Origin of the sequence: Ekhidna algicida, assembly GCF_051379705.1 — a bacterium.
Taxonomy (GTDB): Bacteria; Bacteroidota; Bacteroidia; order Cytophagales; family Cyclobacteriaceae; genus Ekhidna.
The window spans coordinates 600738-621946 of record NZ_CP179868.1 but is presented as its reverse complement, the minus strand read 5'-3'; the positions used below and the strand labels follow the sequence as shown (position 1 = coordinate 621946).

At 41.2% G+C, this 21209-nt stretch carries 12 protein-coding genes; 4 read left to right on the top strand and 8 right to left on the bottom strand.

The window, feature by feature from the left end; all coding sequences use genetic code 11:
- Positions 1-47 precede the first annotated feature (47 nt).
- Positions 48-1175, bottom strand: a complete 1128-nt coding sequence (gene hppD / locus ACL8WY_RS02510; protein WP_436516756.1) for a 4-hydroxyphenylpyruvate dioxygenase — start codon at positions 1173-1175, stop codon at positions 48-50.
- Positions 1176-1313: 138 nt separating this feature from the next.
- Here hppD and ACL8WY_RS02505 point away from each other — a divergent pair, with 138 nt between their 5' ends.
- Positions 1314-2675: an NAD-dependent succinate-semialdehyde dehydrogenase gene (locus ACL8WY_RS02505; RefSeq protein WP_436516754.1), complete on the top strand. Its 1362-nt coding sequence runs from the start codon at positions 1314-1316 to the stop codon at positions 2673-2675.
- A 14-nt stretch (positions 2676-2689) separates the two neighbouring features.
- Here ACL8WY_RS02505 and ACL8WY_RS02500 read toward each other — a convergent pair whose 3' ends face one another.
- The gene (locus ACL8WY_RS02500; RefSeq protein ID WP_436516753.1) at positions 2690-5059 is read right to left on the bottom strand and encodes an ABC transporter permease; all 2370 of its coding nucleotides are present in this window, start codon (positions 5057-5059) and stop codon (positions 2690-2692) included.
- A 132-nt stretch (positions 5060-5191) separates the two neighbouring features.
- Here ACL8WY_RS02500 and ACL8WY_RS02495 point away from each other — a divergent pair, with 132 nt between their 5' ends.
- Both ACL8WY_RS02495 and ACL8WY_RS02490 read left to right on the top strand, forming a co-directional pair.
- Complete coding sequence (locus tag ACL8WY_RS02495) at positions 5192-6943, top strand: sodium:solute symporter family protein (RefSeq protein ID WP_436516751.1); 1752 nt, start codon at positions 5192-5194, stop codon at positions 6941-6943.
- Between the two features lie 172 nt (positions 6944-7115).
- The gene (locus ACL8WY_RS02490) at positions 7116-8042 is read left to right on the top strand and encodes an SDR family oxidoreductase (protein WP_436516749.1); all 927 of its coding nucleotides are present in this window, start codon (positions 7116-7118) and stop codon (positions 8040-8042) included.
- Here ACL8WY_RS02490 and ACL8WY_RS02485 read toward each other — a convergent pair whose 3' ends face one another.
- From ACL8WY_RS02485 to typA, 6 genes are all read right to left on the bottom strand, one after another.
- Positions 8043-9491, bottom strand: a complete 1449-nt coding sequence (locus tag ACL8WY_RS02485; RefSeq protein ID WP_436516748.1) for a TolC family protein — start codon at positions 9489-9491, stop codon at positions 8043-8045.
- Positions 9484-10860: an ABC transporter permease gene (locus ACL8WY_RS02480; RefSeq protein WP_436516746.1), complete on the bottom strand. Its 1377-nt coding sequence runs from the start codon at positions 10858-10860 to the stop codon at positions 9484-9486. The genes ACL8WY_RS02485 and ACL8WY_RS02480 overlap by 8 nt, the downstream gene beginning before the upstream one ends.
- Entirely contained in the window at positions 10860-12203 is a 1344-nt protein-coding gene (locus tag ACL8WY_RS02475; RefSeq protein WP_436516744.1) for an efflux RND transporter periplasmic adaptor subunit, read from the bottom strand. Before ACL8WY_RS02475 ends, ACL8WY_RS02480 begins: the two co-directional genes overlap by 1 nt.
- Before the next feature lie 41 nt (positions 12204-12244).
- Positions 12245-14092 carry a peptidase M61 gene (locus ACL8WY_RS02470; RefSeq protein ID WP_436516742.1) on the bottom strand — a complete coding sequence of 616 codons (1848 nt, stop codon included), beginning with the start codon at positions 14090-14092 and terminating at the stop codon, positions 12245-12247.
- Positions 14093-14227: 135 nt separating this feature from the next.
- Complete coding sequence (locus ACL8WY_RS02465; protein WP_436516741.1) at positions 14228-17086, bottom strand: M16 family metallopeptidase; 2859 nt, start codon at positions 17084-17086, stop codon at positions 14228-14230.
- 152 nt (positions 17087-17238) lie between these two features.
- A complete protein-coding gene (typA, locus tag ACL8WY_RS02460) occupies positions 17239-19053 on the bottom strand; it encodes a translational GTPase TypA (RefSeq protein ID WP_436516740.1) in 1815 nt (604 codons plus the stop codon).
- Between the two features lie 98 nt (positions 19054-19151).
- Between typA and metG the strand changes: the two genes are divergently transcribed.
- The gene (gene metG / locus ACL8WY_RS02455; RefSeq protein WP_436516738.1) at positions 19152-21206 is read left to right on the top strand and encodes a methionine--tRNA ligase; all 2055 of its coding nucleotides are present in this window, start codon (positions 19152-19154) and stop codon (positions 21204-21206) included.
- Positions 21207-21209: the final 3 nt, after the last annotated feature.

Genomic DNA, 21209 nt, shown 5'->3' with positions numbered 1-21209 from the left:
AAAAAGGGACTTGTGTCCCTTCTTTAACTCGTGTGATTATGTGAATTCTAAAGTGTTCCTCTTGATTCTTGCTCTCGCTCCAGCGCTTCAAATAATGCCTTGAAATTGCCCTTTCCAAAAGAAGTGGCACCTTTTCGCTGAATGATTTCGAAAAACATCGTAGGTCTTGCTTGCACTGTCTTAGTGAAGATCTGAAGAAGGTATCCTTCATCATCTCTATCCACCAGGATTCCAAGCGGGCGTAAAGTTTCTATATCTTCATCAATTTCGCCAACTCGCTCCGATAGCACATCATAATAGGTGTCAGGAACCTGTAGGAATTCAACTCCTCGGTTTTTTAAATCCGTAACCGTTTTTATAATGTTATCTGTAGCTACTGCAATATGCTGTACACCTGCTCCTTCGTAAAAGTCAAGGTATTCGTCCACTTGAGATTTCTTGAGTCCGGGTGCAGGCTCATTGATAGGGAATTTAATTCTACCATTGCCGTTACTCATCACCTTGCTCATCAAGGCAGTAAACTCAGTAGAAATATCATTATCATCAAATGACATGATTTGCTTAAAGCCCATCACCTGCTCATAAAAATTAACCCACTCGTTCATTTGGCCAAGCTCTACATTACCTACCATGTGGTCTACATATTTCAATCCGACGGGCTCAGGATTGTAGTGTGTATTCCAAGCTTGATAACCGGGAAGGAAAACGCCGTTATATTCTGATCTTTCAATAAAAACATGAACGACTTCACCGTACGTATGAATGCCTGATCTCACAACCTTACCATGTTCATCTTCCATGGTGTTTGGCTCCATAAAAGATTTTGCGCCTCTTTTTACAGCTTCATTGTAAGCCTTTGTAGCATCATCTACCCAGAGAGCGGTTACTTTCACTCCGTCTCCGTGCTTGTCAATATGTCGACCTATTTCAGTGCCACTTTTGAGAGGAGAGGTTAAAACAAGTCTTATTTTATCTTGAACAACCACATAAGACTCCCGGTCTTTAACGCCAGTTTCTAAACCAGAATAAGCGAGTGCCTTAAAGCCAAAAGCAGAGCGATAGTAGTGAGCAGCTTGTTTAGCATTGCTTACATACAACTCAAGATAATCTGTGCCATTGATTGGCATAAAATCCTGTGCCTCTTGTGTCTTTGGAGATGCTACAGTCGTTTCCATGATGAAATTAATTTAGTTGTTTCAACAACAAAATTAAAGTGTATACGCGCCAAATCAAAAAGGAGAGAGTGAGGGAACAATTTTGGCAGGATATCTTTTCTATATACGAATAGAGTTTAGTTACCCAACGAATAATCCATGCAGGCAATCAACCCGGCTACAGAGGAGCCATTGAAAATATATGAGAATCATTCTAACCAACAAATGTTGGAAGTGATTGAGCAGGCACATGCTGCTTTTAGCAAGTGGAAGTCTACCTCTTTTGAAAATAGAGCCAGGTTGATGAAAAATGCGGCCAATCTACTTCGCAAAGGTAAAAGTGAGTACGCACGAATAATGACTCAGGAGGTAGGTAAGCCTTTGAAAGAATCTAAGGCAGAAATAGAAAAATGCGCTTGGGTATGTGAATATTATGCAGAAAACACTGAGGGTTTCCTTAGCGATGAACATATTGAGACCGAAGGCTCTAAAAGCTATATTAGCTATCAACCGCTTGGATTGGTATTCGCCATCATGCCATGGAATTATCCATTCTGGCAAGTATTTCGGTTTGCAGCACCTGGATTGATGGCTGGAAATGGTGCTATACTCAAGCATGCACCCAATGTTCCAGGCTGTGCTGAAGCCATAGAATCTATTTTTATAAAAGCAGGCTTCCCCGAACGTCTATTTTCTAATCTTTTTATTGCTACAGATCAAGCTTCTGAGGTAATCAAACATAGACATGTTAAAGCGGTGACTCTAACCGGCAGCACAAAGGCTGGAAAAGCAGTTGCAGAACAAGCGGGAGCACATTTAAAAAAATGTGTGCTGGAATTAGGTGGGAGCGATCCATACATCATTTTCGAGGATGCAGATCTAAATTTGGCTATAGAGACCACTGTGGCGAGTCGACTTAAAAACAATGGTCAAAGCTGTATCAGTGCTAAGAGATTCATTGTGCCAAGTTCAATCAAAGAGGAGTTTGAGTCAAAACTCCTTGAAGTAATGGGCACCTATCGCTATGGAGATCCATTGATTGGGTCCAATGATTTGGGACCTCTTGTGGGTGAAAAGTACCGTGACCAACTTCACGATCAGGTAAAGCGAAGTATCAAGGCAGGTGCGAAGTGTATTCTTGGTGGCGAAATTCCAAACATGAAAGGGTATTATTATCCACCGACGATCCTAACGGGTGTAAGAAAAGGCATGCCCGCATATGAGGAAGAGCTATTTGGTCCGGTAGCATCTGTTATTGTTGTGAATGATGAAAAAGAAGCATTGGAAGTGGCGAATGATACAATCTACGGATTAGGAGGTGCTATCTTCTCCAGAGATGTGGCTAAGGCGGAAAGGCTCGCTGCCACCAAGCTCAACGCTGGTTCATGCTTTGTTAATGCAATGGTTCAGTCGGATCCAAGATTACCTTTTGGTGGAATCAATGAAAGTGGTTTTGGTCGAGAGCTTTCTCATCATGGCATCATGGAGTTTGTAAATATGAAAACGGTTTATGTCAGGTAATTGAAGATTATAGACTATTCATTTCTTAAAGACTGAACCGGATTAACTTTCGCAGCTCTACGTGCCTGATCTGAAACAATTGCAATAGCAAATAACAGCACAATAATCCCCACCAAAGGAAATATCCACCAACCAATATCAATTCGGATAGCGTACCTGTCGAGGTACTGATCCATTAGATACCACGCCATGGGCATAGCTACAAAAAAGGATATCAAAACCAGTTTCGCAAAGTCCTTGGACATTAGATTCATCAAACTTGAGACTGTGGCTCCAAGCACTTTACGGATACCTATTTCTTTGATTCGCTGCTCAGCTGTATAAGAAGCCAAACCAAATAGTCCTAAACCTGTGATAATCATGGCTAGGGTAGCAAAAAGCAGTGCGAGCTTTCGGGTCAGATTGATCGTTGTGAATTTTCGCTGAAATTGAACATCAGCAAAATTGTAATCAAATGGATATGCTGGATTGTGCTTGTTAAAGATTTGCTCAACGCCAGCAAGTGTTTGCTGCAGATCATTGGTTTTTTTAAGTCTTACTGAGATAAAGCCGCCCCAATCCTCGAGAATCATAAACATAGGTTTTACAGGCTCATATGGAGAACCCATGAGTACATTGTCGACTACTCCGATTAACCTGCGCGAATCACCCCAGAGGTCCAAGTTAGTTCCAATCGGATCTTCCAGATTCATGATATCTAATGCGGCTTTGTTAATAACTATCGCGCTTGAGTCACTAGCGAAATCCTTTGAAAAATCTCTACCCATAAGCACATCAATTCCCATCGTATTGGCATAATCATACGTGGTTGTGATTGTGGTAAAAATGACTCTTCTATCTTCTGGTTTACCTGGCCAGCCCAAAAAATTATTCGAGTTTATTTGAGTAATTTGAGAGTTGGATCTAGTTACCGATTCCACTGCCCCGGAAGCCAATAGCTCTTGCTTCAGTACTTCATAATTATCCCTGAGATCACTGGTTTGTTCTACCGCAATCAGTCGCTCTTGTTCATATCCAAGGTCTCTGTTTTTCACCAGGTTGATTTGCTGAAAGATCACAATGGTGCTAATCATGAGTACCACAGAAAATGCAAATTGCATGATAACCAAAATTTTTCGCGGAGTTGTAGCTCCTTTCCCGACTTTGACGGTTCCCTTTAGCGTTTGGACGGGCCTGAATGAAGAAAGGTAAAAGGCCGGATAGCTTCCTGCTATCACTCCCAAAACAATAACAATAGCAATAGAAAACATCCAAAATTCAACGCTCTGATAGTTTATAAAGAGCTCTTTGTCTACAAGATTATTATAAGCCGGTAACGCGAGCTCTGTCAATATCACGGCAGATAAAAAGGCTATAAATGTGATGAAAATTGATTCACCAATAAATTGATAAATCAGCTTGTTTCTGGTAGTACCAAGGCTCTTTCGAATCCCTACTTCCTTGGCTCGCTTTTCACTACGAGCTGTGGCCAGATTCATGAAGTTGATGCAGGCAATGATAAGAATGACAATGGCAATAGAGGTGAATAGCTGTACGTAATCACTACGTCCTCCGGCTTGTCTTCCTTGATCATCCCAATTGGTACGCAACCTCCAATCCTTCATTGGGTGTAGAAAGAAGTGCTTATCCATACCGTCTTCACCGTCTTTCGCTTCAGCCAGATCATAGATGCTCTGTTCGACATCTATTTCACGGATAGGATCGTTCAATTCCACAAAAACCTGGAATGAATAGTTTCCCCAGTTGGTCTTGTTGTCTTTTACCCATTCATTGACTGATTCCCGATATTTCCAGGTGGCCAGATAGTCAAACTGAAAAGAGGAATTCTCCGGGACATCTTTAGCGATGGCTGTTACTTGAAGCGTGCCTTCATCTGAGAGCTTTACTTGCTTTCCGATAGGATCTTCATCTCCGAAAAGGATCTTGGCTAGTGATTCAGTAATGACAATGGACATTGGATCTTTCAATGCTTCCTCGTGTTTACCTGAGACTAAAGGAAATTCGAACATTTCAAGAAATTCCTCACTTACATAATAACCATCCTTGATGATTCTGACATCACCTGCCGTAAGAAGACGAGGGTTTCCCCAGCCGGCTACCACTGAGTTTTTAATATTGCTATCAATCACTTTCATCTCCTCATAGGTTGGAAGCGGAACAGATTGCCAGTTATTGACTTTATCATCAAATTCCGAGCTGATAAATACTTGGTAGAGGCGATCGTATTTTGGAAGAAATTTATCGTATGAGACTTCATCCACCACCCAAAGTAAAATGAGTACACTGCAGACTATTCCAATGGAGAGACCGGAAATGTTGATTATTGAATAGAGACCGTTTTTCTTTAGGTTTCTTATTGATATCAGGAAGAAATTCTTAAGCATGGGAGTGAGGTTGTGTTCAGTTTAATGATTGGAATGCTCCACCAAAAGTTGCATTTCATTGGAAATACTTGTTATGCTTAAGATAGTTACATTTTGATGGATTATTTTCATGCTCTATAAAAACACAACTCTATGGTTCTTACTTTATCAGACTGGTCAGTTATCATCATCTTTTTTGTCATTGTACTTGGTATCGGATTGGCTGCAAGTAAGACTGCCGGTAAAAGCTCAATGGAGTTTTTCTTAGCTGGAAAATCAATGCCTTGGTGGCTTTTGGGAGTATCCATGGTAGCTACTACTTTTTCTGCAGATACCCCAAATTTGGTTACCGGTTTTGTGCGAGAGGGAGGAGTGGCTAAAAACTGGCTGTGGTGGTCGTTTTTGATAACAGGAATGGTAACTGTTTTCATCTATGCAAGACTCTGGAGAAGGTCTGGAGTCCTTACGGATTTGGAATTTTATGAGCTGCGGTATGGAGGAAAGGCAGCGTCTTTTCTCAGAGGATTTAGGTCGTTATACCTTGGTGTCTTTTTCAATTGCCTGATTATGGGTTCGGTCACTTTAGCAGCTATTAAAATATCATCGATTCTTTTTGGTATTGAACCTATCTATACTGTGATCATTGCATCTGTGGTTGTGGCAGCATACTCAGCTCTAGGGGGAATTAAAGGTGTGATTTGGACCGATTTTTTCCAATTTGGCATTGCTCTGATTGGAGCTATATATGCCGCTTACGTAGCAGTTTCTCAGCCTGAGATTGGTGGATTATCCGGCTTAATTTCCAACCCTGCACTAGAAGGAAAACTTGATATTATTCCTGACTTCAGTGATACCTCTTTGTTGGTTACGATGTTTATCATTCCTTTGGCAGTGCAATGGTGGTCAGTCTGGTATCCCGGTGCAGAGCCGGGTGGAGGAGGATACATTGCTCAACGTATGCTAGCGTCAAAAAATGAGAAACATGCCGTAGGCGCCACACTATTCTTCAACTTTGCTCACTATGCTTTGAGGCCATGGCCATGGATTCTCGTTGGTTTAGCCTCAATAATCTTGTATCCTGACTTGCAATCGATAAAAGAAGCTTTCCCAGGTATCAATGATCAATATTTAGGTGATGACATTGCTTATCCGGTGATGCTCACCTTATTATCACCTGGTTGGTTGGGCCTTGTTGTCGCTTCACTCATCGCTGCTTACATGTCTACGATAAGTACGCATTTAAACTGGGGATCCTCATATATTGTCAATGACTTTTATCAACGCTTTGTTAAGCCTGAAGCATCAGAAAAAGAACTGGTAAGCGTAGGTAGAATATCGACTGTTCTATTGATGATTATAGCAGGTGTCCTGTCACTCACTGTTCTTGAAAATGCTTCTCAAGCATTTAGCATTTTATTGCTTTCTGGAGCAGGCACAGGAGCCATTTTTCTTTTCAGGTGGTTTTGGTGGCGTATCAATGCAATCACAGAAATTGTTGGGATGGTGGTTGCCACCATCAATGCATTTGTATTGGTTTTGCGGATTCCTGACGAGTCGCTGGCAACAACTGTTTTAGATGGCTTTACGGCAAAGCTCTTGATAGCTACAGGAGTTACAACTGTTGTATGGATTGCTACTGCATTGATCACCAAACCTGAATCTGATGCTAAATTAGCATCTTTTGTTGCTCAGGTAAAACCAGGTATTGGCTGGAAACGCTTTGAAACAAGAGGAGAGTCTAATCTTGGAGCTAGTTTGTTAAGTGTGTTTGTAGGCACTATTGGCACATATGCAGCCCTTTTTGGAATCGGAAGTTTGATATACGGTAATGTTGCTTCTGGGTTTGGTCTGCTTACAATATGCACCCTTTGTGTCATTGTGATCTTCAAATTGTGGAAGACTTAAAAGAATTGTGAAAAGTGAAAAATACCCAAAAGTGGGTATTGATTATCATTTGATAAGTTGAGTTCTTTGTTAACAGATACTCACCGCTCTATTCACTACCAAATGTAGAGGCGCCATACGGGGCCTCTTTTTTTATGCCCTTTAGCTATATTGCTTTGACAAACAAAAGCGTATGAGTCACACACAAGGCATGCTCAGCCCAGAGTCTTTAAAGGGTAAAACAATCATTGTCACAGGCGGAGGAACCGGACTAGGAAAATCGATGGGATCGTATTTTTCAGAGCTTGGAGCTAACCTGGTGATTACAAGTCGTAAAATGGATGTATTGGAAGAAACCGCTAAGGAAATAACCGCAAAATCCGGTTATCCAGTACATTGTGTAGCGTGTGATGTGCGGGAGTATGAGCAAGTGGAGCGTGTGATAAGTGAGGCAAAGGAAAAATTTGGAAGCGTTGATGTATTATTAAATAATGCAGCAGGAAACTTTATAAGTCCAACAGAAAGACTGTCTCATCGTGCATTTGATACTGTTGTCGACATTGTACTAAGAGGAAGCTACAATTTTACTCTTGCGATGGGTAAAGACTGGATTGAAAATAAGCAAAAAGGGAATATTCTGAATATCGTTACGACCTATGCATGGACCGGATCCGGATACGTAGTTCCATCAGCGTGTGCAAAAAGTGGTGTGTTAGCTATGACTCGTTCTTTGGCGGTGGAATGGGCTAAATACGGAATAAGAAGTAATGCAATTGCTCCCGGACCATTTCCGACCGAGGGTGCTTGGGATCGATTGTTGCCCGGGAATTTGAAAAAGAAATACGATCCGGCAACTAAAGTACCATTGAAGCGAGTAGGGGACCATCAAGAGTTGGCTAATTTGGCTGCATACCTTGTTTCGGACTACTCTGCATACATTAACGGTGAGGTAATAACCATAGATGGCGGTGAATGGCTAATGGGAGCAGGGGAATTCAATGGACTAGAAGCTATTCCTGAAGAACTTTGGGATGCCATGGAAATGGGCAGGAAAAAAGGGGGTTCCAAGCTTAAAATGATGTGGCTCTATTTCAAAGGTATGCGCAAGTTGAAGATTTGATTAATCATCCACCGTATACAGCAACTCCTTATTCGCAAAATCATAGAGCGTCAATCTTCGTAGGTCATAGTACGCTATCCAGTAGCTTCTTAGCGCATTAATGTAGCTCCTTTTGGCTGTATCCTTCTCAGTCAGCGCGATGTTGAGGTTAGTAATGTCAATCTTACCTATGAGGTATCTGTTTTGTGCCACTTCATAGCGCTTCTGAGCCACCTCATCCGACTTCTTAGAAATCTCGATTTGCTGGCGTAAAACGTCCAACTGACGTACCTGAGTGATAATTTCTTGCTCAAAATTTTGCTCTTCCTGCGCAATCACATAGTCAGTAAGCTGCTTATTCGCCAATGCTGTTTTCATTCTTGCTTCATTGCGACCCCAGTTTACGATTGGAATGTTTAATGTAAGGTTTGCAAATTGCTGACTTTGGGCATTCATATAAGATTCGTCAAACGTTGTAGCTGCGCTGTTGAGCCCGAATGAAGCATTTAGATTCATTTGAAAGCGCTGACCTCTTGCCTCAGCAATCTGGGCCTCCGCTTCAATTCTTCTTCGCTCAAAGGCGATGAAATCAGAACGATTATCTTTTGCGTATTGCAGAGCAACTTCTTCGTCTACAGGAAAAATTGGAATGTCTTCTGGAAGAGACAAATCGAAATTTTCACCTTCGTTCAGTCCGATGAATGTACGAAGAGCAAGTCGGGAAGTTTGAAGATCCAATTGGGCTTGAGCCTGATCTTGTTGAGATCTGAGTAATTGAAGTTCTACTTGCAGAAGCTTGTCCTCTGAAGCAGTTCCAATATTATATCGGCCTTTTTCAATGTTGTAAATGGTATCATTATTAGCAAGATTAAACTCCGCTATCTGATAATTGACCTGGGCATCCAGGTAATCGAAAAAGCGCTGAACAGCATTTCTCGATACGAATTCCATTTCTTCCACGTAACTTCTTCTAGACTCCTCATATCGAATGGGCTCGGTCTTTTTGTCCCATTTCAATTCATTGAAGGCGAATATTGGTTGATTTATTGTGAGATCAACAATTGTACTTCTATACCGTGTGTCATCATTTACAATGTCTTGAAATTGGCTAGCACGTGTATTTACTGAAACGCTACCTCCGGTAGGGGCTATCGGTTGAAAAAGTCCAAGGTTTAATGAAGAATTGGTTTGTTCTACAGGTCGGAATTGGGTCGATCCATCTTCCTGAGTAACCGGAACAAACTGGTTGCTGTATGCAGGCAAATTACCACTTAAAGCTAACTGCGGATTATAATTTGACTTAAACAGACGATACTGCCAGAATCGATTTTCTTTTCGTGTCTCTGCCTGTTTGGCTTGAGGAGATTGTCCTTGGGCCAATCCGATGATGTTATCCAGTGAATAGACTTGCTGCGCACTAGCTGTCAATGAAAGTCCGATCAGGCATATTCCTGTAAATAATTTATTCATATCTAAGAGAGGTAATTGGGTCTTGAGAAGCTGCTTTTTTTGCCGGCGCAATACCAAAGATCAAGCCGATGGCAGTAGCCACACCGAATGAAATTAAAATAGATCCGAATGAGATGACGGTGGGGATTTCGGCAAACCTACTCACGGCGGATGCCATGATCACACCTAGGAGAATGCCTATAAATCCGCCGCTAACGCTAATCATCATTGATTCGAACATAAATTGATTGATAATGTCCGCTTTCTTGGCACCAATGGAAAGCCTTAGACCTATCTCTTTAATTCTTTCTAATACAGATGCCAACATAATATTCATGATACCAATGCCACCTACAATAAGGGAAATGCCGGCTATGGCACCTAGTACGTAGCTGAAAATATCATTTGTCCGCTGCTGTTGCTTTAGAAGGAGCTCAGGTATTTCTATTTCATAATCTACTACCTCATTGTGTTTTCGCTCCAGCATTCGGACAATTACATCTGCGGTTGGATTGAGCTTTTCAGTTTCTTCTACCTGCACCACTAGTCGATCCAACTGATGATAATTGACTGCAGCAGCTTGCGTGTCGTCTGAGTTACTACCGCCTCCACCTCCGATAACGATGAAGTTTCCAGAAGATCTTCGATTGGCACCTTGGATCATCTCTTGAGTCAGCATTGCTCTATTCTTGTATCGTACCAATACCGTTTGCAAAGGCGTATATACATCCATATTGTAATCCCTGATGCCAAGTTTGCTAATACTGCTTTCGCTGATGTAGCGTTCATCCAGCACGCCTATAACCTTTAGCCAATTTGGACCGCATTTGATCATTTTGCCAATTGGATTCTCTGATGGAAAAAACTTCGCTTTAATTGACTTTCCTATAATGCACACTGCTTCACCTTTAGCTAGCTGTGTTTTATTAAACATCTTTCCGTCTGAAAGTGTAAAATTGAAAATGTCAAAATAGGATGGTTCGACACCCACCAATTTTGCTGAGCGTCTGATGCCATTTTTGATAATGTATGTTTCCAGAAGTATTTCCGGACTAATGGTTTCTACGCCAGGAATGATTTTTAAGATGGATTCTTTATCCTCAAGCGTTAAGCCGGGAGAGAACTTCTTCTTTTCTTTTCCTTCCGTATCATCTTCAGCTAAGTTTTCTTCCGTCTGCTCAACGATAGGTTCAATAATGATGTTGTTGACACCAACCAACTTGATCTGTGCAAGAATTTCCTGTTGTGCTCCATTACCAATTGCTAGCATAGCAATTACTGCTGCAACTCCGAAGATGATTCCTAAAGCAGTAAGAATGGATCGCATTCGGTTAGCTAGGACTGCTTCTATTGCAATCCAAAGATTGGCTAAGACTCGTTCCTTATCCATTAATCTCTGCGTCTTCGTCGTTGGGGTCCTTGTGGAGTTGTGGGCTCAGGCTCCTCAATTATCTCTTCCTTTTTATTTCGCTTACCATTCATTTCAGGAAGCAGGTTCACTTCATCCTTTTCCATTCCCTGAATGGAGGAAAGACTGACACGATCTTCGGCGTCCAAACCGGCAATGATGTGAACGTTTTCAGCGTTTGCATCTCCAATAATAACTTCTTGTTTTACTGAAGAACCTCCTGATTTTTTGAAAACATAGGTAATAGAATCATACTGAGAGTGAAGGCTTTCCAGAGGAACAAACAGCGCATCTTCAACCGTCTTGGTAATGATTTTATTGCTGGTGGTCATGCCTGGCTTGAGCAGTGGGTCTGTTCCGAAAACTTCAATTTCTACTTCAAAAACCTTCGCGTCAGAATTTGGTCGTTGCTCTCCAACATTCGCAACTTTAGTCACTCGGCCTTTTAGATTTTTGTCGGGAAATGCATCAAAACCAATTTCAACACTTTGTCCGGCTTTCACCTTTCTGATATCCACCTCATTTACATAAGTCTTAGATAGCATTTTGCTTAAATCTGGTAACGTGGCTACCGTAGGATCCCAGGCACTTACCTGTGATCCTGCTTTTACAGGTTTGCCATCCCAACTTCTCTCGTAAATAAGCATACCACTCTGAGGTGCAAGAATTGTGAAACTCTTTGAGAGCTCCATTAATCCTTCGAGTTCATTTTTGTCACCTCTCAGTTCGGCAGATGCTTCCTGCATTTTAGCAACATTCTGCTGACGTTTTATTTCATAATTCTCTTTGGCTTGCTGAAGTGATCGCTTTGCTTTTTCTAGCTCGATTTCCGCTTTTTGAATTGTTGCGGGTGGTTCAAACTGTGACTGATCAAGCGTGAGTTGCTTTTCCCTAACGGTATATCCAAGATTGATAAGTTCATCACGAGCTTGACGCATGGTTAAAGCCGTATCTAGTCTGGTCTGGGTGAATTGCGATTGGGTTTCATCCACTTCCAGTTGAGCATCTTTTATTTTCCCTGTAAGCTCAGAAGGGTCTAACCGTGCAACATACTGACCTTCAGTCACTTCGGTTCCCTCATCAATGATGTGCTGGATCGTAACATTCCATATTCGATAATTTCGAAGACCAGTCGGGCCTTTAATAGGAACTGAGTTCTTAGCATCCAGTGAACCTGAGGTCATTATGTCTACCACGAAATCACCTTGCTCTACGTCTACCACAACTTCCGCAGTGGCATCTGAAGAACTCCCGGAAAGTACAAAGACCAAAAGGGCGATGGCAGCTGCACCCCCGATTAGCGCTATTTTATTATTTCTCTTCATCTCAGTTAGGTCTATTTATTATTATACCTGTCTAGTTGTATTTAGTTACTGGTTCCAAGCCACAAGCTCTTTACAGTTTGTTGTTCTGGCGATGGATTTTCCATTTCTACCAGCAAATGCTTTTGCGAGGACTTCACTTGCTTAGCTTTTGCCTTTAGTTTCACTTCCTTCGTTTTCTCCTTTACTTCTCTCTTAACGATTACAGTCACTTTATCGCCTACTTCTACCTCACTATAATAGGATTGCAGAACGTCAGAAAAAGTTTCGACTGTTACTTCTTTTCCATTCCACGACACCAAAATGTCTCCTTCTTTCAGACCCAGATCTTTCCCAAAATCATTCATATTGTCAGTTGACGCTATAAATATTTCCTGATCTTCATTTAGTGCCGGAGTAAATCTCCCTGTTGTTATGACCATTTCATCACTTTCCGGTAAATACCTAAATCCAGCTAAGCCTAAAATCTCACTATATGGAAGCTTTTCATTGCCACCTACATATTTCCTTAGGAAGGATCCAACATCACTATTTGTAATTTTTTCGATTTCATCAAACAACTCTTCATCTTTAAAAGCTTTGGAAGGACCATATTGTTTAGAAAGCTCTCTAAGCACAGTCTGAAGGTCTTTTTCTCCATTGGTAGAATTGATGATGGTAAGATCTAAACACCAGGCAATTAATGCTCCTCCGGCATATACGTCACCGTATCTTCTCTCATTCACAGGCTCTAGAATATTCTCGCTGAATTCGGTGTAAGGAATATCTACATTGTAACGCTCTTGTTGCTGCATCTTGCTCTGCATCTCACCGAGGTAATCTTCCAAATCATAAAGACCATACTTTACCTGAACGTGTTGTGATGCATATTCCGTTACGCCTTCATAAAGCCAAAGATGCTGACTCATCTTCGGTTCGATATAGTTGAAATCATGAATCTCTTCAGAATGAATGTTGAGCGGTGTTACAATGTGGAAAAATTCATGAGCGGCAACATCTTTTACCGTCTGACTGATTCTGGTCGGATCCATTTCTGGCAAGGTGTAGAGCGACGAATAGGAATGCTCCAGCGCACCGTACGAACCAGAAATTGTCTGGCTATCAAATAAATAAATAAGGTATGCATACCTATCAACCGGAAGTTTCCCTCCAAGGTATTCAGCTTGTGCTTCCATCAGTTCATCAATGGTATCCATTACATCTGCAGCTGAGAGCACTTTATTTGGAGAGTAGACAGAAACTAAAATACTAGCTCCTGCTATCTCTTTTGTAACCATATCTGGTTTGCTGTACATAATTGGCGCATCAGCGAGGAAGTTATAATTCTCTGCACTGTAGGTGTCTGATGTGTTTGTTGACGATTCTTTTTTGAGGGATGTGGCTCCTTTAATCTCCTCATCATGCACAATTGTGAGGTTAAAAGGCTTGAACTTATATCCATCGACATAACCTATGAAGCCAAATGTGTTCATAACGAAAACTCCCTTATCCGCTTCGATGCTCATTCCGCCTGGTTCAAAAAGTCGGTTACTGCCATATCCATTAAAATCATCAAATGAATCCTCAATCCAATAGGTGATCTTGTCAAGTTTGGTAGCATCCATTATTGTCCAGCGATTGGTTGATGTTTTTTCTACCGTTAATTCATTACCCTCTGCATCAAGTGCCTTGAACGTATCTACAAAACGCCCAAAGTCAGAAATACTGTAGGTTCCCGGAACCACTTTAGGCATGTGATACTCCACCGTATCTTCTGCGATGGATGGAATGGTAATTTCTACCGGAAGTCTATCGTCATTCGTTTTGGTAAGATCAATATTAACATGGTAGCTGTCCTGTGCTTGAGTTGTGGTTGCAATAGCAACGAAGAGGATTAAAAGTGTTTTTTTCATAATGGTTTTAGTAACAAATACTGTGCAAGTTTAAGCGTAAAAAAACCCCTATTGTTTGTTAATAGGGGTTAATTTATATGAGTGGTGCAGTAGGGATTTGAATTGTCAAATCCCTGGCAATTTTATTACTCGGAACTATTTCTTCACATCAATCTTATTCTCATCTATGATGTCTCCTTTTTCATTGACGTCTACAATCTCGTATCCCAGCTTTTCAAGTTTGGAACGATTGCTTGCTCCATCGCCCACAACAAGAATGTATAGATTTTCATCCTGCAGATATTTTTTGGCCAAGCCATTGATCTCATCTTTAGAAATGGTAGCAATGATTTTGTTCTGTTTTTCAACGAAATTCTTATCTAGATTGTAATGATTGATGCGTCTTAGAAAGTTGGCTTTTTGACGAGGCGTTTCATAGCTTCTCGCATCTCTTTGTCCGATGGCACTTCTCATAAATTTCAATTCAGCATCTGTGATTCCATCATTACGATAGTTTGTGATTTCCTTCATAAACTCTACAACTGAACTATCAGTAGCTGCTGCTTTTACACCAGCCGAGGCTACAAATGGTGCAGGCTCATCGCTACCATTGAAGAAAGATCTAGCTCCGTAAGTCCAACCTTTATCTTCTCTAAGATTGAGGTTAATCCTACTGTTAAACGCTCCTCCAAGCGGGAAATTCATCAAAGTAGATTTATAGTAATCCCCAGTCACATCATAATCCAAGTCAGTGACGTAACCAATTCTAACCTGTGATTGAGGAGCATCCACCTTGTCTACTAAATAAATCTTCGTCTCATCAGATGGCTTTGCATCTGGTAATTCTGGGATTTTTGTGTCTTTGCTTTCCCAGTTCTTCAAGAATCCAAGGTAAGCGTCAATTTCATTCTTTGAAATATCACCAACCACCACCAGTTCAGAAACATTTGGTGAATAGTATTTGCTGTAAAATTCTTTTACATCATCCAATGAGATATTCTCAACCGTTTCCTCAATTCCCTGAGAGGAAACAGAGTAGATGTGCTGGTCGCCATACATCAACCTGTTGAATACTGATCTGGCTATACTTGCAGGATCTTTTTGTGAGGCTTTTATGCCTTCCATTTGCTGATTTTTCAGCCTGTCAAAATCTTCTTGATTGAAGGCAGGATTTTTCAAAATCTCTTCTGCGATCCCTAGAGTTCTTGCCAGGTTCTTCTTCAAAGAGGAGATAGTCATCGTGGTGGATGAGTTACCACCAAAGATGTTGATACTACTGCCTATTTTACGAAGTTCTTCTTGGATTTGCTCAGAGGTGTAGTTCTCTGTAGCTTCATTCATCATGCTTGCTGTCAACGAAGCAAGACCAGATTTTTTAGGAGCATATGCATCCATTTTATGACCGCCGTTGATCGTGAGCTGCAATGCAACTACTGGAATTTCATTGGATTCGGTACCTATTACTTTGATTCCGTTTGCATAGGTCTCTTTCCAAAAATCAGGCACTTTGATGGAAGGATTCGGTCCTAATGGAGGTCTTTCGCTTCTATCAAAATCATCCCCAGTGGGACGCGTATAGCTTAAGCCGCTATAGTCTGTTGTCGGGAATGTATTATTTCCTTCTCTAGGAATTTCGTAGTTGTCTTCCTTCGCAGGAGCTGTTTCCTCATTCGGTATCACGCTTTGAATAACGGCTGCTTTTCCTTTAATGTACTTGTTATAGACTCGCATTACATCTTCCTTGGTGATGCTCATGTATCGATCCAGATCGTATTTGATCCCATTAGGATTTTCATAAAAAGTCTCATAAGAAGCAAGTTGACTCACTTTTCCGGAAACACTGGCCAAGCCATTTATCATACTTTGCTCTTGATTCGCCTTGAATTTGATTATGTCATCATCCGAAACTCCGTTTTTCTCAAACTCTGCAAGAATCTCTCTAATCTGAACTTCGAAATCTGCTAAGGTTCCTCCAGGGAATGGTAAAGCAAAAAGTGAAAATTCACCAGCATGTTCGCTGGTAGGATGGAAGGTGGAAGCTTGAATTGCTTTTTTTGTGAGAACAAATTTCTTATAAAAATAAGAGCTTCTTCCTGTCCCTAAAATTTCCGAAAGACAATCTAATGCAGCTTCATCTTCGTGGAACCTTGGAACCGTAGGGAAAGTAAAGAGCAATGCAGGAAAGCGAATGTTTGAATCCACATAGGATACATATCGATCGCTTTCGAGCGTTGGCGCCTCTAATTCCAATGGCTGAACTTCGGGACCACTTGGGATAACACCAAAGAGTTTTTCTACTTTCTTAATTACATCTTTTGGGTCTACATCACCACCAACGGTAAGCGTTGCATTGTTGGGGCCATACCATCTCATGAAAAACTTCTTTAAATCTTCAACATCTACTCGATCTAAATCTTCCAACCTTCCAATTGTTAGCCATGAATATGGATGTCCGTATGGATATAGAGATCCAGCATTCACCTCACTCCATCGACCATAGGGTGAATTGTCATAATTTTGCCCTTTTTCATTTTTAACAGTAGCACGCTGCACTTCAAATTTCTCCTGAGTTACCGCATTGAGGAAGAAACCCATTCGGTCGGCTTCCAGCCAAAGCATAGTTTCTAACTGATTACTCGGTACAGTTTCAAAATAGTTTGTTCGATCTCTGTTGGTGGTACCATTTAATGTGCCACCTGCCTCCGTCACTATCTTGAAATGCTCTTCATCTGCAACATTTTCTGATCCTTGGAACATCATGTGCTCAAAGAAGTGAGCAAATCCGGATTTGTTTAACTCTTCTCTTGCAGATCCTACGTGGTACGTTACATCTACATGAACCAATGGATCTGAATGGTCTTCATGAATAATTAGGGTAAGACCATTGTCCAATACATACTTCTCGTAAGGGATTACAATTTCATCTCCTTTTTTGGTGACTTTTTCTACTAGCTTGGTTTGGGCAAAAGCCATTGAACTTGCCAATAATGCCACTATGAGCCATAACTTTTTCATAATTGAGTGATTATTTATTGAAATGATTGAATTTTAATGGGAACGTAAAATGCCATTTTTTGTTTTAAATGCACGTTTTACGCCTTCTGATCACTTCAATAAAGGAGATAGGTAGCAAAAAAAAAAGGCGCCGTTAGCACCTTTTATAATTTCTAAGCTTGATTCTCAGCGTTGGCCATTCGTTTTCGCTGATTTTCATCTAGATAGATCTTTCGCATCCGGATGGACTTTGGAGTTACTTCAACATATTCGTCTTTCTGGATGTACTCAAGCGCCTCCTCAAGACTGAATTTTTTTGCAGGAATAATTTTGGCATTGTTGTCGGTTCCCGAAGTACGCATGTTTGTCAGTTTCTTTCCTTTTTGGATGTTTACAACCAAATCATTGCCTCTTGAATGCTCTCCAATTACTTGTCCGATGTACAAATCCACACCAGGATCCACGAAGAAAGATCCTCTGTCTTGTAGCTTGTCAATGGAATATGCAGTTCCTGGTCCATTTTCAATAGAAATCAACGAGCCGTTAATTCTACCAGCTATTTCGCCTTTGAATGGTTGATATTCCTTTAACCTATGAGTCATCACTGCCTCACCAGCTGTAGCTGTGAGCATGTTATTTCTCAATCCAATAAGGCCTCTCGATGGGATTTCAAACTCAAGGTGTTGGATGTTTCCTTTTGGCTCCATCACTTTCAATTCACCTTTACGTTGCGTCACGAGCTCAATGGCTTTTCCTGAATATTCCTCTGGCACGTCGATAACCATGTGCTCAATTGGCTCAAGCTTTTGCCCATTTTCATCTTCTTTAAAAAGAACCTGTGGCTGACCTACTTGAAGTTCATAGCCTTCACGTCGCATTGTCTCGATTAAAACAGACAAGTGAAGCACGCCACGACCGAAAACAAGAAATTTATCTTCTTTATCAGTTTCCTGAACTTTTAAGGCCAGGTTCTTTTCCAATTCTTTCATCAAACGATCACGAAGGTGACGAGAGGTCACGAACTTCCCTTCTTTACCAAAGAACGGTGAATCATTGATTGTGAAAAGCATACTCATAGTAGGCTCATCAATCGCAATTCGAGAAAGAATTTCAGGGTTTTCAAAATCAGTTAATGTATCGCCAATGTCAAATCCCTCAATGCCCGTAACTGCACAGATATCACCAGCCCTTACTTCAGCAACCTTCTTTTTACCTAGACCTTCGAATACATGTAACTCTTTGATTTTTACTCGTTTCATTGAGCCATCCTTCTTGCTAATGCCAAGTGAGGCTCCTTCTTTTAGGGTTCCTTGCCACACTCGACCAATTGCTATTCTCCCTGTAAAAGATGAATAATCCAGCGAAGTAATTCGCATTGCAGGCACGCCATCTTTGAATTCGGGAGCTGGTATCACTTCTATAATCTTGTCTAATAAAGGAGTGATATTATCAGTGGGTGCTTTCCAATCTTCACTCATCCACCCTTGCTTGCTAGACCCATACAGGGTATGAAAATCAAGTTGTTCTTCGGTAGCATCCAATGAAAACATCAAATCAAACACTTGCTCATGTACCTCATCCGGTCGGCAATTTTCTTTGTCTACTTTATTTACCACAACTATGGGTTTGAGCCCCAGACCCAATGCTTTGCCTAATACAAATCTGGTTTGAGGCATAGGTCCTTCAAAAGCATCACACAAAAGGATTACTCCATCAGCCATTTTTAATACACGCTCTACTTCGCCTCCAAAATCGGAGTGACCAGGTGTATCGATGATGTTTATTTTTACTCCTTTGTATTCTGCTGATACATTTTTGGAAAGGATCGTAATCCCTCTTTCTCGTTCCAGATCATTGTTGTCAAGGATAAGTTCACCTTTCTCCTGATTCTCTCGAAACTCCTGAGTTGCGTAAATGATCTTGTCAACGAGTGTGGTTTTGCCATGGTCAACGTGTGCGATGATGGCAATATTTCTAATTTCTTGCATGCAAATCTTAATTCGGGCGCAAAATTAGACAGAATGATTGTGGAATGCACTATTTCAGCTGAACACAAAAGGTATATTTGCGCTCTCTTATCGAAATTATGAGCAAGAACTACAAAAGACATACAATCACAGCAGCTTTGCCCTATGCTAATGGACCTGTTCATATTGGGCATTTAGCTGGTGTATATGTGCCAGCTGACATTTATGTGAGATATCTGAGAAGCAAAGGTGAAGATGTAGCGTTTGTCTGCGGATCCGATGAACATGGGGTGGCAATTGAACTGCGAGCACGAAAAGAAGGAAAATCACCACAGGAAGTAGTGGATTTTTACCACAACCAGATCAAAAACTCTTTTGAGAAGTTTGGGATTAGTTTCAATATCTATCATCGCACCTCATCTGAACTCCATCATGAAACTGCTTCTGAATTCTTCGAGAAGATGGAGGCTGACGGAAAGTTCACGGTCGAAACATCCGAACAGTTCTTTGATGAAAAAGAACAGCAGTTCTTAGCTGACAGATACATCAAAGGAACATGCCCAAACTGCAGCTTCCCTGAAGCTTATGGAGATCAATGTGAAAATTGTGGAACTACACTGAGTCCATCTGAGCTAAAGAATCCTAAGTCGATGCTGAGTGGTGAGGCTCCTATTATGAAGGAAACCAAGCACTGGTATTTGCCACTGGATCAATACGAGCCTTGGTTGAAAGAATGGTTGCTGGAAGGTCACAAGGAATGGAAGTCCAATGTCTATGGCCAATGCAAAAGTTGGATCGACAATGGCTTGCGTCCGCGACCAATGACTCGAGATTTGAAATGGGGCATTCCCGTTCCTGTTGAAGGCGGAGAAGGAAAGGTATTGTATGTGTGGTTTGATGCACCTATCGGCTACATTTCTGCCACAAAGCAATGGGCAAAAGATCAGGGCAAGAATTGGGAAGACTATTGGAAGTCGGAAGACACCCGATTACTTCACTTTATTGGAAAGGATAATATTGTTTTCCATTGCATCATTTTTCCGACCTTGTTAAAGGCTGAAGGATCTTATGTACTTCCGGATAATGTACCTGCCAACGAGTTTTTGAATTTGGAAAGTAACAAGATTTCCACTTCCAGAAATTGGGCGGTTTGGCTTCACGAGTATTTGGAAGAGTTTCCTGATAAGCAGGATGTACTGAGGTATACCTTGACAGCCAATGCACCGGAAACCAAAGACAATGATTTTACCTGGAAGGATTTCCAGACCCGGAATAATAGTGAGCTGGTAGCCATCTTTGGCAACTTCGTAAATCGAGCCGTCGTGTTAACACATAAGTATTTTGAAGGCAAAGTACCGGCAAGAAATGAATTACAGCCGATTGATGATGAGGTAATAAAGGCAGTGAGCGAGGCACCCGCAAAAATTGAAGCCGCACTGGATCAGTTTAAGTTTCGTGAAGCACTTACACAGATGATGGAACTTGCTCGTATTGGCAACAAATACCTGGCGGATACAGAACCATGGAAATTGATCAAGGAAGATCAAAGCAGAGTAGAGACCATTCTGAATATTGCATTACAAATAAGCGCCAATTTGTCGATTGTCTGTGAGCCATTCCTACCTCACACAGCACAAAAATTGATAGATATCTTCAATACCGAGAAAAAGTCATGGTCAGAAGCCGGAGGTGTTGATTATTTAGCCGATGATCACCAACTCAACAAGGCGTCGCTACTTTTTGAGAAAATAGAAGATAAGGACGTAGAAAAACAAGTGAACAAACTTTTGGAAACGAAGAAAATGAACGAACAAGAAACGAATACACCTGATTTACCTGCGCTAAAAGATGAGATCGTATTTGATGATTTCATGAAAATGGATTTGAGAGTGGGAGAGATTAAGACCGCAGAGAAGGTGGAGAAGTCGAACAAGCTATTGATGTTTACTGTGGACATGGGTTTAGAAACGCGCACAATCCTAAGTGGTGTGGCCAAACACTTTACTCCAGAAGAGATGATTGGAAAGAAAGTAACGGTGATGGCTAATCTGGCGCCTCGCAAGATCATGGGTGTGGAGTCTCAAGGAATGTTACTTTTTGCTGAAAATGCCGATGGCAAATTAATCGCTGTTAGTCCCGGAGAAGATGCACAAAATGGTGCTAGTGTTGCTTAATTA

Coding starts and splice junctions, on each gene's coding strand:
- ACL8WY_RS02490 (WP_436516749.1), top strand. CDS start 7,116: ATGAGTCACACACAAGGCATGCTCAGCCCAGAGTCTTTAAAGGGTAAA.
- metG (WP_436516738.1), top strand. CDS start 19,152: ATGAGCAAGAACTACAAAAGACATACAATCACAGCAGCTTTGCCCTAT.
- ACL8WY_RS02495 (WP_436516751.1), top strand. CDS start 5,192: ATGGTTCTTACTTTATCAGACTGGTCAGTTATCATCATCTTTTTTGTC.
- ACL8WY_RS02480 (WP_436516746.1), bottom strand. CDS start 10,860: ATGGATAAGGAACGAGTCTTAGCCAATCTTTGGATTGCAATAGAAGCA.
- ACL8WY_RS02485 (WP_436516748.1), bottom strand. CDS start 9,491: ATGAATAAATTATTTACAGGAATATGCCTGATCGGACTTTCATTGACA.
- ACL8WY_RS02500 (WP_436516753.1), bottom strand. CDS start 5,059: ATGCTTAAGAATTTCTTCCTGATATCAATAAGAAACCTAAAGAAAAAC.
- ACL8WY_RS02475 (WP_436516744.1), bottom strand. CDS start 12,203: ATGAAGAGAAATAATAAAATAGCGCTAATCGGGGGTGCAGCTGCCATC.
- typA (WP_436516740.1), bottom strand. CDS start 19,053: ATGCAAGAAATTAGAAATATTGCCATCATCGCACACGTTGACCATGGC.
- hppD (WP_436516756.1), bottom strand. CDS start 1,175: ATGGAAACGACTGTAGCATCTCCAAAGACACAAGAGGCACAGGATTTT.
- ACL8WY_RS02470 (WP_436516742.1), bottom strand. CDS start 14,092: ATGAAAAAAACACTTTTAATCCTCTTCGTTGCTATTGCAACCACAACT.
- ACL8WY_RS02505 (WP_436516754.1), top strand. CDS start 1,314: ATGCAGGCAATCAACCCGGCTACAGAGGAGCCATTGAAAATATATGAG.
- ACL8WY_RS02465 (WP_436516741.1), bottom strand. CDS start 17,086: ATGAAAAAGTTATGGCTCATAGTGGCATTATTGGCAAGTTCAATGGCT.